Origin of the sequence: Bdellovibrio sp. (assembly GCF_036384735.1) — a bacterium.
Lineage (GTDB): Bacteria > Bdellovibrionota > Bdellovibrionia > Bdellovibrionales > Bdellovibrionaceae > Bdellovibrio.
In genome coordinates this window covers 1-14,313 of record NZ_DASVLT010000030.1, presented here as the reverse complement: position 1 = coordinate 14,313, position 14,313 = coordinate 1, and the positions used below count along the sequence as shown (strand labels likewise).

The following is a 14,313-nucleotide window of genomic DNA, read 5'->3' as shown; positions in this document are numbered from 1 at the left end:
ATACTAAGGCTTAATTAGTAGACGCTACGGTGACCTTAAGATATCTTCGCTGAAGATGCTTTTTAACTCTTATATATTCATCTTTGCATTTTTACCTATCACATTGATGGGTTATTACCTGATCCGAAATAAGTTTTATCAGCAGTGCTTTCTTTTGCTTTCAAGTGTTGTGTTCTATTGTTATTGGAGCACGACGTACGTATTTCTTTTATTCTTCACGGTGATTCTAGATTTCTATATCGCTCGAGCCATAGACAAAGCGAAGACTCAAAAAGCACGAAAAGCATTCCTACTGACATCTTTGATCGCCAATTTATCGATCCTTGGATTCTTTAAATACTATAACTTCTTTGCAGACTCGATGAACGGTCTAGTTTCGTTGGTTGGGGCAGGGGAGAAGGCGCTCCCCGCTTTGAACTTGATTCTTCCAATTGGTATTTCGTTCTACACATTCCAATCGATGTGTTACGTGATCGACGTTTACAGAAGAACTTCAGATGCTCATGCGAACTTATTATCGTTTGCGGGCTATGTGACGTTGTTCCCACATCAGATCTCTGGTCCGTTGGTTCGTCATAATAAAATCATTCCGCAGCTTGAAAGCGAATCTACATATAAGTTTCAGGCTGATAACTTTTGGCGTGGTTGTTATTTCTTTATCTTCGGTCTGGCAAAAAAAATGCTGGTGGCAGATCTTATCGCTGCGGCCGTGGATCCTTTAGTTCACAACATGCAAAGTGTTTCAAACTTAGAAGCGATCCTTGCGATGTTTGGTTATACATTCCAATTGTATTTCGATTTCAGTGGTTATTCGGATATGGCAGTGGGTTTAGGATTGATGATGAATATCCAATTCCCCCAGAACTTTAATTCTCCCTACAAATCTTTGTCGATCACGGAATTCTGGCAGCGCTGGCACATCAGTCTTTCTTCTTGGTTGAAAGATTACCTTTACATTTCTCTTGGCGGAAATCGTGAGGGGAAAGTAAAGACCTATAGAAATCTGCTTTTAACGATGGCCATCGGTGGTTTATGGCACGGAGCTAATTGGACTTATGTCTTTTGGGGTGTTTTTCACGGTATGTTCCTGGCGATTGAAAGATACTTTAAAGATCGCAACTGGAATATCATCCGCAGCAAATACATCGCCGGTTTCTTAACATTCATGCTTGTAAATATTGGCTGGGTTTTCTTCAGATCTCCAGATTTTAAAGTTGCCACTTTGTGGTTAAAGAAATCCTTCTTATTTACGTCTGAATATACATGGACGATTTATCATATCGCATTGAAACATAAGGATCGTTTCTTAATAGCTTTAGGTCTTGGCATCATCATGGCGTTCTTTTGTAGAAACACTTGGGAGATCAAGTTTAAACCATCATTCAAGAATGCTTTGATCCTAGCATTTCTGTTCGTGATTTGTCTGACTTATATGGGCGAGGAATCGCCGTTCTTGTATTTCCAATTCTAAGGGGATGTCTATGCAAGCAAAACACAACATTCTTTTAGCCGCCGTATTTGCCATCCTTATCGCAGCAGGAATTGCCTTCTTTAATTATTCTGTAGATCCACTTTGTTATTACTGCAAAACCGTCGATACAAATCACCCCACATTAAATCGTTACTATCAGGTCGCTCAAATGATTGCGATGAATCCTGATGCGGAACAAGTTATCTTGGGCTCATCTCGCGGTGAAACAACATCTCCGTTATGGGTGCAAAAGATCTCTGGCTTAAAAACTTTGAATCTTTCAGCTGCAGGATCTGAATTCATCACAAAAAAAGCATTTATTGATATGGCTTTAGAAAAAACCAAAGTTCAAAAGGTCATCTGGTATGCGGATTATTTTGAACTTATCACATCTAATGCTGACGCTAAGATCAAGAACACACAGATCTTTAAGAAATATGTTGGCGATCTACTTCAAGAACACGGTTTTAAAGCGAAACTTGTAGAACTTCAGCAATTGATTGATCACAATACGACGGAAGCTTCGTTCGCGGCATTAAAGCAAGCACCCGCCTCAAGTCTGGGGCAAGGGGTAGGGGGAGAGATTGATTATTCTCTCTGCGAAAAGCCTGAATTTGCAGGTAAAGAAACACCTGAAAGCCTGCGTAATGAGGTCGATCTTTTATATGATTCCTATGTGCACGGATCTATTGCACCGGCACAAAGTGAGAAAATGCTTTTAGCATTCCAAAAATTGATCAAGACACTTCAAAGTAAAAACATTTCTATAGTGATTGTGATTCCACCATATCATCCAACATTTGAAGAGCGTTTAAAGAAAGAATATCCGAAGATTTACGACGCTCATTTAAACTGGATTCAAGAAATTCAAAAGCTTCAAGGACCTCATATCGAAGTCTTTAATTATTTTGCTGGAATTCCACATGATGATAGATCACCAAGCTACTGGAATGACGGCGTTCATTTCACATGTAAAGGAGTTATTGAGATGCTAACTCCAGCTTTGAATCACTGATCACAACAAGTGTATCTGAGAAAAACGCAAAAATTGTCAGATCTAATATATTGATTTAAATCCCTGCAAGCTCAAATATACCCATACCGTACGTTACATAATATAACTTATCAGAAAAGTTTATGCACCAGTTCCCGGCTGCAAACTTCCAGGAACTAACAAGAAAACGCACCCGGTTTAAAGTGCGTTTTCTTGGTTAGATATCAATTTATGTTCCAACTTGCTCGATCGAATAGGTCACTTTTTTGTGGGTTTTCGTGTCTTGATTATATAGATCCAAGATCACATCACAGCGGCCAGCATCAGTTTCAAGATAAAACCCATCGATTTTAATCGTTTCGGCCTTATGGTCATAAGCTGAGACTCCACAAACTGCCGGTGTATCTTGCGTATCAACTTGGCTTGAATACAGCGTATATCCTGTTGGCAGTTTCACGATATATCCTTGTGGCGGGTTTTCGCTGTCGTCGTATTGATTGATATCCTGATCCTTTAAAGCCTCTGCGCCAGATACTTTGAGATAGTTTGTCGCAGCCATTGCTTTCACTGATGTGGAAACCATCATCAAAAGAACCATTATTTTCACTGAGTTTTTCATGCAATTTCCTTAAAGTTATTTATTTAAAAGCTCGTTCGACGACAGGAAAAATAATGCTTCAGGCTATATAATTAAAGTGATATATTTATCTATTATGTATCAATTAGATAATATTAAAAAGCTGCCTCCATTAGAGTATTTGCGATCTTTTGTGGTTTTTGTAGAATCAGAGAATATTGTCAGGGCCGCCGAAGCCTTGAACATCAGCCAACCACTCTTATCTTTGCATTTAAAACGCTTAGAAGAACATCTTGGGACTGTCTTGTTTGATTTTGTAGGCAAAAAGAAGTCTTTGAATGAGGCGGGGAAAGCCCTCTATCCCCTACTTCATGAGCACCTTAATAGTCTTTCTATTGATTTAAATTTAGCTGTTTTAAATCAAAGTCATCACAAACGACTTCGCATCGGTGCAAGAAAAGAGATTCTCGACGGATTTATTTCGCAAATCGATTTTGATGGCAGTCTGGTCTTTGTTCCCATGTCGAGCCAAGAGATCGAAGTCAGTATGAAAAAGCGCGAACTCGACATAGCTATTTCGCAAGGTCTTATCGATAGCGATTCCGTAATTCGAAAGAAGTTATGGAGCGATCAAATGATGTTATTTTGGAGTCGGAAATTCAAAATTTCCGAAGATCAACGAAGTGAAAAAGTTCTCGCCGCTCTTCAAGATCAGATTTGTTATCACTATGGATCAAGATCGCCGTTGGAAGATCTTTTAAATAATCATAAAATTTCTTTGCAGAAATTGAAATATGTGGAATTTCCTGACTGGCAGAAATTGATTTCTTTGTGCGAAGAGAAATCTGGCTGGGGAATTGCTCCGTCTCGTTATTTGGAATCTTCACAAAATAAATTGCATACAAAAAAACTCAGCGAGTTCGACGAGCGTACTGAGTTTTATCTCTATTATCAAAAAGACCTGTCTAAATTTTCCTGGGCTAAGGATTTTGTGGCACAGATGCTTTCTCTTAAAACGTAGTTTTACAATGAATGGATTTTTTCACGGCGATGTCTCACCATAAGAAAAATCGAAGGAATCATGACAAATCCCCTACTTACTTAAGTCTGTTTTTAGCTCTCTAGAAGTTAAAACTAATCAAGAATATCTTAACTTTTTGCTCTGGAAGATCGCTACATGTTAAAATGTAGTTAAATATTTCTGGGACGGTTCTGGTGAGTAGATTTAACATTCTGGTTATTTTGGTAATTGGTTATTTCTCTGTATTTAGCTCGATCTGCCGAGCGCAACTCATTCCCTTTGCATTGATGAATACGGTTTCAACTGTCAGCCACGGAACTATCTCTTTAACCTCAGGAACCAGTTGGACTGTGCCTGCAGGAATTACTACTCTGACTCTGGTTCAAACTTGGGGCGCTGGCGCTGGTGGGCAAGCTGCTGACTATGGATACCCAGGATGTGGAGCCGGAGGCGGCGGAGCTTACTCTGCAGTTTCAAATATCTCAGTAACCCCCGGGCAAGTGATTACCTATCAAGTTGGCGTTGGCGGATATGGAGACTCTTCGGCAGGACATACAAATGCAGGCGCGACTGCTGGAACGGATACATTTTTTGGCGCAGCCACCCTAGCCGCCAGTTATGTCGGTGCAAAAGGTGGTGGAATTAGTAGCGCGAAAACAACCGGCGGTGTCGGTGGTGCCGCATCTTCCGGGGTAGGAACAACAAAATATTCAGGTGGCGCCGGAGGCGCAGGTTCCGATGTCAAATCTGGTAGCGGTGGCGGCGGTTCTGGAAGTCCCAATGGCGATGGATTGGCTGGAACTGGAGGAACAACAGGCAACGGATCTGCCGGTGGAGCTGCTTCAGGCGGCGGAGCAGGCGGTCTAGGAGGCACTTCAACTGCTGCAGCAACCGCAGGAACAAGTAATTCCACCGTCGGTGGCGGCGGAGGTGGTGGCGGTTATATCACCGCTACTTATGGAAATGGAGCAAATGGCGGCTTTCCAGGTGGCGGCGGAGGCGCAGGCTCTGGTGATACCGGAACGAATTCCGGTGGTAATGGCGGAAACGGCCTTATTATGATCACCTATTAATTTCCACGATTAAAAAGGACCAACAAAGGTCCTTTTTAAAGATTTAAATTTTAAACTGGAATTTCAACGATCGAACGAATTCCATTACGAGCTGTCATGGCGTGAACGACTGCTCTGAGGCCCATGATCGTTTTACCTTGAGCACCAATCACTTGACCGAGATTGTCTTTCGCACAATTCACCCTATAGACTGTTGTTTTAGGGCCCACGTAAGTTGTAACCGTGACACTTTCAGGTTCGTCGACCAAAAAACGGACGACCTTTTCAATTAAACCGCGAATTTCTTCGCGATAGACTTCCTGGTCGATATCTGCGCCTTTAACTTTATCCTCTGAACGATATGGTTTTAGTGGTTCCATCTCTGTCATGTCTAGTTTACTCCCATGATGAAGTTTGCAGCGGTACGACGATCAAAATTGCAGTGGCCTCCAGGAACTGGTACCCACTGAGTCTTGAAGCCGACTTTCTTTCCTGCGTTTACAAATTCCTCTGAACCTTCTTGAAATCCGAAATCATCTTGTAGGCCTGTAGAGACATAGAACTCTGGCTTATTTGCACGGTATCGGCCGAGCAGCTTGAGCGGGTCGTGCTTATCCCAGTCTCTTTGATTCACGAAGACCTGATGTGAAATACTGAGCATCAATTTCACTCGACTCGGTATTGCTCCCGTTCGAGTTATATAAGCATCAATATCTTGCTGGCTTGAGAAGGGTCCCACCGTGGTGATTGCAGGACAAAGCAACGCCACTTTTGAAAAGACGTTCGGCAATTGAAGCGAAGCTTGGGCGGCGTTAAATCCCCCCATGGATTGGCCGATCAACATGCGCTTACCCTTGCCCAATCCACCGACTTTCTTTTCAAGAAATGGCATGATGACATCTTTAAAGTACGGAATAAGTGGGTACTTGTTGTTGTTCACAAGAAGCCAGACCTCCCCAAAGGAGATCGTCACAATAGTTGGATCGTAACCACGAAAATGCCATTTCCTTTCCAGCATTCCGGTTCCCATTTTTTGAGTGAACCAGGTTTCTTCGTTGCCCATTAAGCCGTGAAAGAAATAGATGATATCTTGAGTTTTAGTGCGATCCACATTGCGAATGCAATAATTGAAAGTAAATCCTAATTGAGATTCCGTACCGCAAGAATAGTCAGATTGATAACTTGGCTCTGCTGAATCTTGCGCGTGACCCAAAGATGAAAAAACAAGCAGTGCGATTGCAAGAGCAAATCGTCGCATTGGGAACCTCCGTTGCTAAAGGCTCCCTTGACGGTATTCGAAAATCAATTTGCAATATCGAAATCTTCGCGAACCCTGTCCTTAGACACAAGCACTTGTTCGCCGGTTTTTAAACACTTCAGATAGTAGTGATTAAATCCTCTGTTAGTAATCACAAAGCGATGCGGACGTGTTGATGAAATTTTTTTTGCAAGGACAGAACCCACATCTAATTTTTCATACTTACTTAGAAGCTTTTGCGATACTAAACCACGCACATAATGCAAGTAAGAGGCTGTTACCACAAACGCCAACGCCACCAAACCCGAAACAGCCCAAGTGATTTTTTGCTCCATCAAATATGTGAAAGAGACAGGGGCCAAAACGGAAACCAAAACGATCCCACCCGTAAGCAGTCGTTCTTGTTTTTGATATTTTTTGAATTCTTCAGAGAAAGTGGCCATTGCTTCGAATCCCTCACTAGCAATAGAGACTCTTATACAAACACGAAAGGTTAAGGACTTTCGAGTCCAGATTTGTTCTTTTTCTTGTGCTGCTGCGCTTCCGTTGCTGACATATGGAACGTACTGAATTCTGCTAGTGAGCACGAGGTACTTATGAAAATTCTTTGTTCCATTTTATTAACATTGATTCCTATGAGTTCTTTCGCAGCTTTTGACCCGGCAACTTGCCCTGATAAGGTTGAAAGAAACGGAAGCATCCAAATTCAACAAACTGTTTCCGGCGACAACAACGGCTGTTTCCTATCAGTTCATAACTTTAAACAAGATACTATGGTTTACCGTGACTTCCTTTTCACGACGGAAGGTGAATTTATGGTCTTCAATTCTTTTGGCAATGGTCCAGAAGATCAATTCACGGGGGCTCGTGAGTACTATATGTTCCCACGTACATCCCAAGGTATCACTTACAAGTGGAATGAAGAAACTCGCCACCTTGATGTCACTGATATGAGCGGTACTGTTTACTCATTCGACTATGAAGATGGCTCTTTGACTTCTATGACTAAGGCTCAGGTGAAGTCAGCGACCGACGTTGTTGATACCAACAAAGGCGGTGTAGAGATCACGAAGTTCCAAGGTGTTCTTTTGGATATCGGCTTTGCAAAAGGTCATGCTCCTTCGGCAGTTCACGATGGCATCGTGACTTTCACAGATGCTTCGGGTCAAACCTGCAAAGCTAAAAACTCTGACATCTTTAGCTACACAGCGGATGGCGACAACACTTTGAAATTCACAGATAAAGCTTTGGCAGCATTCCTTGTTAAGAAATGCCCTAAGTTCAAATTTCCATTGCAATAAGTCGATTTAAACTCTGGCAAAGCCAAAGTCGCATTGACATAAAATAAAAGGGTTTTGAGATTCACCTCAAAACCCTTTTTTCTTTTTTCTTGCGCCCAACCCAACAAACTGAAGACCGGATGCAAGCCAACTTATTCTTTAAGCTTCGGAGTGATCTTTAAGTCTTCGATCTTGCCGTTTCTTAGAACCTTGATGGAAGTCTCTTTGTTTGGTTTAACACTTTGAAGTGTGTAAACGTAATCGTAGATATTTTCGATCTTAGTGTTGTCAAACTCGACAATCACGTCATTTTCTTTAAGTCCTGCTTTCTCGGCTGGACTGTCTTTCGATGCTCCGGAAATTTTCACGCCTTTAATTCCCTCTTGGGAATAATCAGGGATGGTGCCTAAGTAAACGCGGAATGTACGACCTTCAAGTTTGTTATTCGAACTAGCGACTTTTTCATAAGTCACAGAGTGTGCAGGCAGTGCTTCAAGAATATCGACCAAACCTTTCAAAACAAATAAGGTTTTCACTTCGCCTTCATAATTGATCGACTCTGGAATGTCGCGAGGTGTGTGATAATCGATATGGGAGCCTGTGAATAAATTCGCCGTCGGGATTCCAGCCATATAAAGAGCCATCGAATCCGTTGGCAAATAAGGATCATCTTGAACAACTAACGGCAAGTCCGTTTGAGCCGCCACCTTTTCTACCATCCCCGTCCACTGCTTTCCTGAACCTAGACCCTGCACATACAAACGATCCTTCAGACGACCGACCATATCCATATTGAAATAAGCTTCAATGTTATGATCCTTCTTAAAACCTTTTGCAAAATGAGAGGAACCAAGATCACCAAGTTCTTCACCAGACCACACGGCAAAGAGAAGATTCTTTTTAAGTTTACCTGGAGATTGTTTCTTCAAGTTTGCGTAGTAATGAGCTAACTCCATCACGCCAGCCACACCCGAAGCATTATCGTCAGCCCCAGGATGAGCTTTGCCAATTTCATTTCCTTTAGCCAATGTATTGCCAAACTCCCCATGCCCTAGATGATCTCCGTGGGCGCCAATCATGATGGATGTTTTAGCTCCACTTACAGGAAGTCTCGCAAGGACGTTAATTCCTTTGGACTTTTCAAATTGAAGATCTACTTGAGCTTTTAGATATGTCGATGGAATCGTAAAGCCTTCCTCCATTTCACCGCGATCCAGATGCTCTTGAAGAACAGCCAGGTCTTTATAGGCAAATTTTACGAGTTCACGGGCGGCATCTGTAGAAAGACGGATCACCCCAAGACTTCCATCCGACAAAGAACCTTCATATTTAATCTTCCCAAATTTCTCTGGAAGACTGCTTAAAGGACCGTTGACTACAATCACCCCGATGGCGCCTTCGTTTTTTGCCACCGTCAACTTATGTTGCAAGCGAGAGTATAGATTCAAGTACTGACGTCTTTGAGGAGCGATATCGGAAGGCAGATCTGTAAAGACCATCACCCATTTTCCCTTAACATCTAGACCACGATAAGAATCGTAAGCGGCTTCTTTATCACTTGCCGGAGCTTTAATACCGTAACCGGCAAATACAATCGGTGCCTCACGAAATTCGCCAACTTTCGAGAATGAAAGAGGTTCGAAATCTTGAGAAACCGTGTATTTCTTTTTGAAAGAACCCACCACTTCAAGAGAGTTCTTAGAACCTAGACTGACACCTGAAGTAAAATCGAAACTTTCAAAGAAACTGCCATTCGTCCCAGCTCCTTGAAGCCCCCAAGACTTGAAGGCTTGGGCGATCTTTTCTGTGTAAACCTTTTCTTGAGCACTCCCTGTCGCACGACCTTGAGTTTCAGATGAAGCTAGATAATAAATCCATTTTTTAACGTCATTAGCAGTGAGTTCTGGGGAAAGAGCCCCCTGGCCCATGGGGTCTGCTGGTGGCAAATCTAAAAGTTTGCGAGCTTGAACATCATCCCATTTCGCCATCATGATTTGCGAATCACCTTTTTGATTGCGATGAGTCCAAGACAGATGATTTCCATCTGGAGTGAAAACAGGAAGACCATCGAAGTCATCCATAAAAGTCACTCGCACAGGATTATGTTTCCCAGCGCTATCGACGATGAAAAGCTCAAAATTCGAATAACCCAGAACACTGGAAGTAAAGATGATGTAATCACCCGATGGATGGAAGAACGGCGCCCACGACATGGCTTTAAGGTCTGTGATCTGCTTTTGATCAGAGCCATCAACATTCATTGTGTAGATTTCAGCAGTGGCCCCATTGGGAGCAAAACGTCTCCATGTGATCTTTTTGCCATCGGCACTGAAGAACGGGCCACCATCGTATCCCTTGGAGGTTGTCAGACGTTTCACATGGGTGCCGTCTGCTTTCATAATGTAGATATCCATCATATAGGATGGGTCTTGCTCGAAAAGCTTCTTATCTTCGGCGCTAAGTTTTTCTGTATAACCCGCACGATTCGAAGCAAATGCAATCCATTGACCGTCTGGAGAATAAGATCCCTCAGCATCATAGCCTTTTTCTTTAGTCAGGCGTCTTAGGTGGCCGCCATGAAGATCGCTTTCAAAGATGTCGTAGTTATCATCAAAGCTCCATGAGTAACGAGCTTTCACGGCCTTTTTACGATTGTCGTACTCTTCGGCCGTTTTCTTTTTTGTATCTGGATCTAAGTGAGTTGAAGAGAACAAAACCTTCTTCATTGATGGATGAATCCAGCCGCAAGTGGTTTTACCAGTGCCCGGAGAAACACGGGTCGTCTCGCCACTTTCAAGGTTCATCACGAACATCTGATAGAAGGGATTTCCCGGCTGTCTTTCACTTTGGAAAATCATCATCTTACCATCAGGACTGAAGTAACCTTCGCCGGATTTGGGTCCTACGAAAGTGAGCTGACGAGGCTCAGTCACAAGCGTGTTAGGCTCATTCCCGAAATGGGACGAACTAGGCGCTGCCGCTGGAGCTAAAGAAGTCAACTTTGCATCTTTAGATTTGCAGGAAGTAAACGAGAAAAGGGCGAGAATCGTAAGAAGAACTTTCACTTTTTTCATAGTCTGTGTAGGCTAAAAGGAGCCTATCCTTAAGTCAATGCAACAGGGGAGCTTAGATGCGTGCAATTCAATGCGTTTTCATTATGAGTTTACTGACTGCCTGCGCCACTCAGAAACCTCAAGGTTTGGCGAATTTGGATATGCCGATGACTCAAAAACGCAATGTCGCTGCCACCGAAACAGCTCCCTTCCTGAAGCACGAAGAAAAAGGACCGTTCAAGTCTTATTTGGCCATGAATCTTCCCTACTCTGAATATTCAAATATTCGCGAAAGTTTGGAAAAGAAAAACGGCTTAAAACTTACAAACCGCGGCGAAGCCCACATTACTGTGATCACTCCGCCAGAGTACGACAAAGTCTTAAGCAAAAAGGTATCCATCCAAGAGATTCATAAGCTTGCTGAGAAAATGAACATCCAAAACTCATCTTATAAAAATGTCTGCGTAGGCAAAGGATCTGCGAAAGTCGAAGGCAAGGACGAGAACACCTATTTCGTTGTCATTCATTCAGATCGTCTTTTTGAAATCAGGAAAGCAATTAAGGATCTTTATATTTCCCGCGGAGGCAAGGCGGCTGACTTTAATGCCGAAAATTTCTATCCTCATGTGACTCTGGGATATACGAAAAGGGACCTGCACGCAGAAGATGGCGTGATCAAAGACGAAAGCCGCTGCCTGTACACTCTGCAAGACAAAGCGCAAGCAGCAGCTAAAAAGTAAAACTTAGTAAGTCGCTGAAAGAGCCTGGTCGAGCTTCTCGTTTTCAGGAGCACCCGGTCCTTGCCACAAAGTCACCGCTTCAATCAAAGAGCCATCAGTGAACTGGCACATATCGAAATTCTGACCTTGAGTATCTGAACCCTGGACAGCCCTTGCACCCGTTTGCTCGCAAATTTGACCTACATCTACCGAAGAGCTGCGGTTCTTGTAAGCCTGAAGGGCTTGAGTCAGACCCGCTTTTGTTTTGAATTTAAAGAAATCCTCAGCACCCACACCAGCATTATCAAAAAAGCACATGACGTACTCTTGATCACCCTGAAGGTCCAAGAAAAGGCCCTGATCGATACGGCAAACACGCATCCAAGGGTTGCTATTGGCTGCAAAGGCAGCTCCCGACAAAGTCATTACGAAGGAAAGCAATAAAACTCTCATCATTGTTTCAAACTCCTGATAAGATGAGTCCTATAACAGCAATTTCCCCGGAGCAAGAACCTTAAGCCTTATTTTTATGAAAACCGCCACTGTAGCCCCTTCTATTCGAATTTCTTGCCCCTATAAAGACTGCTCTGGCTGCAATTACCTGCATTTAAGCTATGGGGAGCAGATTTCCCTTAAAAAATCACAGCTTGAAGAGCTGCTCTCCAGAAAAGGCTTGGAATTCCCATCCATCGAAATTTTATCCGCTGGCGCCGCCCATCTGCGAGATCGATTGGATTTTAGCCTTCAAGGTGGGCGTCTTGGACTTTATGGGAAAGATACCCATGACATCGTCGATATCTCAGTCTGCGCTCAGTTATCGCCTGAACTACAAGCATGGCTTGAAGAGTTCCGCTGCTACCAGTGGCCCGTGGAGAAAGGCTCCATTCGTCTACGCATGGGACCTTCTGGCGAAAAAGGGGTTTGGCTTGATTTTGCCAATATCGACATCAAAAAGATTTTAGATGAAGCGACTTTATTAAGACGCCTTCAAAAAGTGGCCTTTGTTGAAATTGGTCAACGCCGCAAAGTCCCGGTATGGACCGAGTCTGGTTACAAACTGCAAGATCCCGAACTGAATGTTTGGTTTCAAACTTGGATGAACGATCAGCCGGTGAACTTATATTGTCACGTGGCGAGCTTTACTCAACCCAGCCTTAAAGCAAACACATTGATTGCAGAAAAGATTTCTGCCTGGGTGAATCAATATCCTGACGCTCGCGTGATTGAATTTGGGTCGGGCATTGGAAACTTAACCATGCCGGCCCTTGCTGCCGCCTCTTCCGTGGTTGCTTGTGAAATTGATGCTTTATCACTGGAGGGCTTGGAGAAATCAGTATCTATGCTTCCAGCAAATCTCAAAGAGCATGCCGACAAGTTAACAATTCATCGCGGGGATTTTCAGAAAAAGATTCTAAAAGATTTTTCTGAATTTGATGGAATTCTTGCCAATCCTCCCCGTTCTGGCCTGATGGGATTTTTAGATCCACTGCTTGAACTTCAGGAGAATCAACGACCACAGTTCTTTATTTATATGTCATGCTTTCCGGAATCCATGGCCGTGGATTTGGCAAAACTAAAACTATGTGGTTACGTAATGAAAGAGTGTGCCTTGTTAGATCAATTCCCACAAAGCACTCACTATGAAGTCCTGACTTTACTTGAGAGAAAAAAGACGTAATCCCGAGCACAAACCCGGAATATCTTTTCCAAAGATCAAGGATAAAAGAGGCAACGTGATGACTCCAGTCAATAAAATCAAACTGCTTCTTAGAATCACACGAAGAATATATAAACCCGATTGTAAACGCTCGTGAGGTTGTCCTAAACGCAAATCACAAGCCCATTCCCCGATGGTTGATCCCATAATCCCGCGCACTGTAATCATATAAAACCAAGAAGACAAAGCATAGACTTCAGCAAAGAAGATCCAGCGATGTTGCTCATGAGAAAATCCCTGCAAAATTCCACCAATAGAGCTTTTCACGATCAAAGAAAACATCAGCATGAACACGCAGCTTGCAGATACCAAGATCAAGGCATCAATAAGCGATGCAAGCCATGACCACAAAGCCAAACGATAACCTTTGCGTTTTGCGGAAGGTCCACCATGAAATCCAGTGCCCTGTTCAAATTGCAAAGCGTTGCCTTTAAAAAGCTCATTCAACTTTGAAGGGGATGGCATCGTCGGCTTGCGACGACGATCAATCATCGGACCTCTTAAAGGCACAGGGGCTTCCCTTTTCTGGGGAGCCCGCTGTGGATTGATTCTATTTTTTTCTTTATTGATGTCCAACATTGCGCACAACCTAGCGGATCGCAGCCCCTGTTGGTCCCGATGTCGTACTTGTGGTTTCAGACGTTGCTGCCGGTGGTGGATCTGGTGGTGTGTAGATTGGGGCCGTACAAACACCATTTACCACTGTGTTAGGAGCAGGACATGGGTTCGAAGCAATCGGTGTGATTGTCGAAGTAGCTGTCGCGGTTGCCGTTGCAGTTGCTGTTGTACCAGTATCAGCAGGTGGAACGTAAGTTGGTGACGCAGAAGATTTCTTCTTGTGAGTCAACCACCAGAACAATCCAAGACCAACAAGACCGATACCCGCAGCAATTAAAACACCCTTGTATTTGCAAAGGAATCCACATGTATTTTCAGGGACAGCCTTGCCACCAGGAAGATTTGTATTTGTCACATCGCCGCTGCCAACATCTACCGGAGTACAAGTTAAATTTCCACCGCCTGCAGATGATGAGTCATCACCACCTTGACCAGGAGTTGGAGGAGGAGGAAGCGATTTGCTGCCGCCACGACGACCCGATTTAGCAGATTTCGGTTGCGGACGAGGAGGTTTACCATCCGAGCATACGCAATCACCTTTATCATTTTTAGA

14 protein-coding genes and 1 pseudogene are annotated in these 14,313 nt (G+C 43.3%); 7 read left to right on the top strand and 8 right to left on the bottom strand.

Annotated elements, in window-relative coordinates; translation table 11 throughout:
• Nucleotides 1-55 precede the first annotated feature (55 nt).
• Together VF412_RS08735 and VF412_RS08730 are read left to right on the top strand one after the other, a co-directional pair.
• On the top strand, nucleotides 56-1,471 hold the full coding sequence (locus VF412_RS08735) for an MBOAT family O-acyltransferase (protein WP_331338849.1): 1,416 nt from the start codon (nucleotides 56-58) through the stop codon (nucleotides 1,469-1,471).
• Between the two features lie 10 nt (nucleotides 1,472-1,481).
• Entirely contained in the window at nucleotides 1,482-2,486 is a 1,005-nt protein-coding gene (locus tag VF412_RS08730) for a hypothetical protein (RefSeq protein WP_331338848.1), read from the top strand.
• A 208-nt stretch (nucleotides 2,487-2,694) separates the two neighbouring features.
• On the opposite strand, the gene VF412_RS08725 is transcribed toward VF412_RS08730, so the two are convergent.
• Entirely contained in the window at nucleotides 2,695-3,084 is a 390-nt protein-coding gene (locus VF412_RS08725; protein ID WP_331338847.1) for a hypothetical protein, read from the bottom strand.
• A 94-nt stretch (nucleotides 3,085-3,178) separates the two neighbouring features.
• Between VF412_RS08725 and VF412_RS08720 the strand changes: the two genes are divergently transcribed.
• Together VF412_RS08720 and VF412_RS08715 are read left to right on the top strand one after the other, a co-directional pair.
• Nucleotides 3,179-4,063 (top strand): LysR family transcriptional regulator, encoded by an 885-nt coding sequence (locus VF412_RS08720; protein WP_331338846.1) that lies wholly within the window; start codon nucleotides 3,179-3,181, stop codon nucleotides 4,061-4,063.
• A gap of 194 nt (nucleotides 4,064-4,257) precedes the next feature.
• Nucleotides 4,258-5,136, top strand: coding sequence for a glycine-rich domain-containing protein (locus VF412_RS08715; RefSeq protein WP_331338845.1), 879 nt, complete (start codon nucleotides 4,258-4,260; stop codon nucleotides 5,134-5,136).
• A gap of 50 nt (nucleotides 5,137-5,186) precedes the next feature.
• Here the strand turns inward: VF412_RS08715 and VF412_RS08710 are convergent, their stop codons facing one another.
• From VF412_RS08710 to VF412_RS08700, 3 genes are read right to left on the bottom strand one after another with little or no spacing between them, the layout of a single operon-like run.
• Nucleotides 5,187-5,504, bottom strand: a complete 318-nt coding sequence (locus VF412_RS08710) for a KH domain-containing protein (RefSeq protein ID WP_331338844.1) — start codon at nucleotides 5,502-5,504, stop codon at nucleotides 5,187-5,189.
• A 2-nt stretch (nucleotides 5,505-5,506) separates the two neighbouring features.
• Complete coding sequence (locus VF412_RS08705) at nucleotides 5,507-6,373, bottom strand: alpha/beta hydrolase (protein ID WP_331338843.1); 867 nt, start codon at nucleotides 6,371-6,373, stop codon at nucleotides 5,507-5,509.
• Nucleotides 6,374-6,417: 44 nt separating this feature from the next.
• Nucleotides 6,418-6,960, bottom strand: coding sequence for a hypothetical protein (locus VF412_RS08700; RefSeq protein ID WP_331338842.1), 543 nt, complete (start codon nucleotides 6,958-6,960; stop codon nucleotides 6,418-6,420).
• 9 nt (nucleotides 6,961-6,969) lie between these two features.
• Between VF412_RS08700 and VF412_RS08695 the strand changes: the two genes are divergently transcribed.
• Nucleotides 6,970-7,674 carry a hypothetical protein gene (locus tag VF412_RS08695; protein WP_331338841.1) on the top strand — a complete coding sequence of 235 codons (705 nt, stop codon included), beginning with the start codon at nucleotides 6,970-6,972 and terminating at the stop codon, nucleotides 7,672-7,674.
• A 131-nt stretch (nucleotides 7,675-7,805) separates the two neighbouring features.
• Here VF412_RS08695 and VF412_RS08690 read toward each other — a convergent pair whose 3' ends face one another.
• Nucleotides 7,806-10,727, bottom strand: coding sequence for a M28 family peptidase (locus tag VF412_RS08690; RefSeq protein ID WP_331338840.1), 2,922 nt, complete (start codon nucleotides 10,725-10,727; stop codon nucleotides 7,806-7,808).
• Nucleotides 10,728-10,783: 56 nt separating this feature from the next.
• Between VF412_RS08690 and VF412_RS08685 the strand changes: the two genes are divergently transcribed.
• Nucleotides 10,784-11,446 (top strand): 2'-5' RNA ligase family protein, encoded by a 663-nt coding sequence (locus tag VF412_RS08685; RefSeq protein ID WP_331338839.1) that lies wholly within the window; start codon nucleotides 10,784-10,786, stop codon nucleotides 11,444-11,446.
• Nucleotides 11,447-11,449: 3 nt separating this feature from the next.
• On the opposite strand, the gene VF412_RS08680 is transcribed toward VF412_RS08685, so the two are convergent.
• Nucleotides 11,450-11,881 carry a DUF333 domain-containing protein gene (locus tag VF412_RS08680; protein WP_331338838.1) on the bottom strand — a complete coding sequence of 144 codons (432 nt, stop codon included), beginning with the start codon at nucleotides 11,879-11,881 and terminating at the stop codon, nucleotides 11,450-11,452.
• Nucleotides 11,882-11,954: 73 nt separating this feature from the next.
• Here VF412_RS08680 and VF412_RS08675 point away from each other — a divergent pair, with 73 nt between their 5' ends.
• The gene (locus tag VF412_RS08675) at nucleotides 11,955-13,103 is read left to right on the top strand and encodes an RNA methyltransferase (protein WP_331338837.1); all 1,149 of its coding nucleotides are present in this window, start codon (nucleotides 11,955-11,957) and stop codon (nucleotides 13,101-13,103) included.
• Here the strand turns inward: VF412_RS08675 and VF412_RS08670 are convergent.
• Nucleotides 13,080-13,634 (bottom strand): RDD family protein, encoded by a 555-nt coding sequence (locus VF412_RS08670; protein WP_331338836.1) that lies wholly within the window; start codon nucleotides 13,632-13,634, stop codon nucleotides 13,080-13,082. The two genes, VF412_RS08675 and VF412_RS08670, sit on opposite strands and share 24 nt — an antisense overlap.
• Nucleotides 13,635-13,731: 97 nt before the next feature.
• Nucleotides 13,732-14,313, bottom strand: a pseudogene (locus VF412_RS08665) (hypothetical protein); the annotation flags it as partial.

What these genes read in the sequence shown, in the direction of transcription:
- VF412_RS08680 (WP_331338838.1), bottom strand. Translation starts at nt 11,881, where the DNA reads ATGATGAGAGTTTTATTGCTTTCCTTCGTAATGACTTTGTCGGGAGCT.
- VF412_RS08720 (WP_331338846.1), top strand. Translation starts at nt 3,179, where the DNA reads ATGTATCAATTAGATAATATTAAAAAGCTGCCTCCATTAGAGTATTTG.
- VF412_RS08675 (WP_331338837.1), top strand. Translation starts at nt 11,955, where the DNA reads ATGAAAACCGCCACTGTAGCCCCTTCTATTCGAATTTCTTGCCCCTAT.
- VF412_RS08690 (WP_331338840.1), bottom strand. Translation starts at nt 10,727, where the DNA reads ATGAAAAAAGTGAAAGTTCTTCTTACGATTCTCGCCCTTTTCTCGTTT.
- VF412_RS08685 (WP_331338839.1), top strand. Translation starts at nt 10,784, where the DNA reads ATGCGTGCAATTCAATGCGTTTTCATTATGAGTTTACTGACTGCCTGC.
- VF412_RS08695 (WP_331338841.1), top strand. Translation starts at nt 6,970, where the DNA reads ATGAAAATTCTTTGTTCCATTTTATTAACATTGATTCCTATGAGTTCT.
- VF412_RS08710 (WP_331338844.1), bottom strand. Translation starts at nt 5,504, where the DNA reads ATGACAGAGATGGAACCACTAAAACCATATCGTTCAGAGGATAAAGTT.
- VF412_RS08735 (WP_331338849.1), top strand. Translation starts at nt 56, where the DNA reads ATGCTTTTTAACTCTTATATATTCATCTTTGCATTTTTACCTATCACA.
- VF412_RS08725 (WP_331338847.1), bottom strand. Translation starts at nt 3,084, where the DNA reads ATGAAAAACTCAGTGAAAATAATGGTTCTTTTGATGATGGTTTCCACA.
- VF412_RS08705 (WP_331338843.1), bottom strand. Translation starts at nt 6,373, where the DNA reads ATGCGACGATTTGCTCTTGCAATCGCACTGCTTGTTTTTTCATCTTTG.
- VF412_RS08730 (WP_331338848.1), top strand. Translation starts at nt 1,482, where the DNA reads ATGCAAGCAAAACACAACATTCTTTTAGCCGCCGTATTTGCCATCCTT.
- VF412_RS08670 (WP_331338836.1), bottom strand. Translation starts at nt 13,634, where the DNA reads ATGATTGATCGTCGTCGCAAGCCGACGATGCCATCCCCTTCAAAGTTG.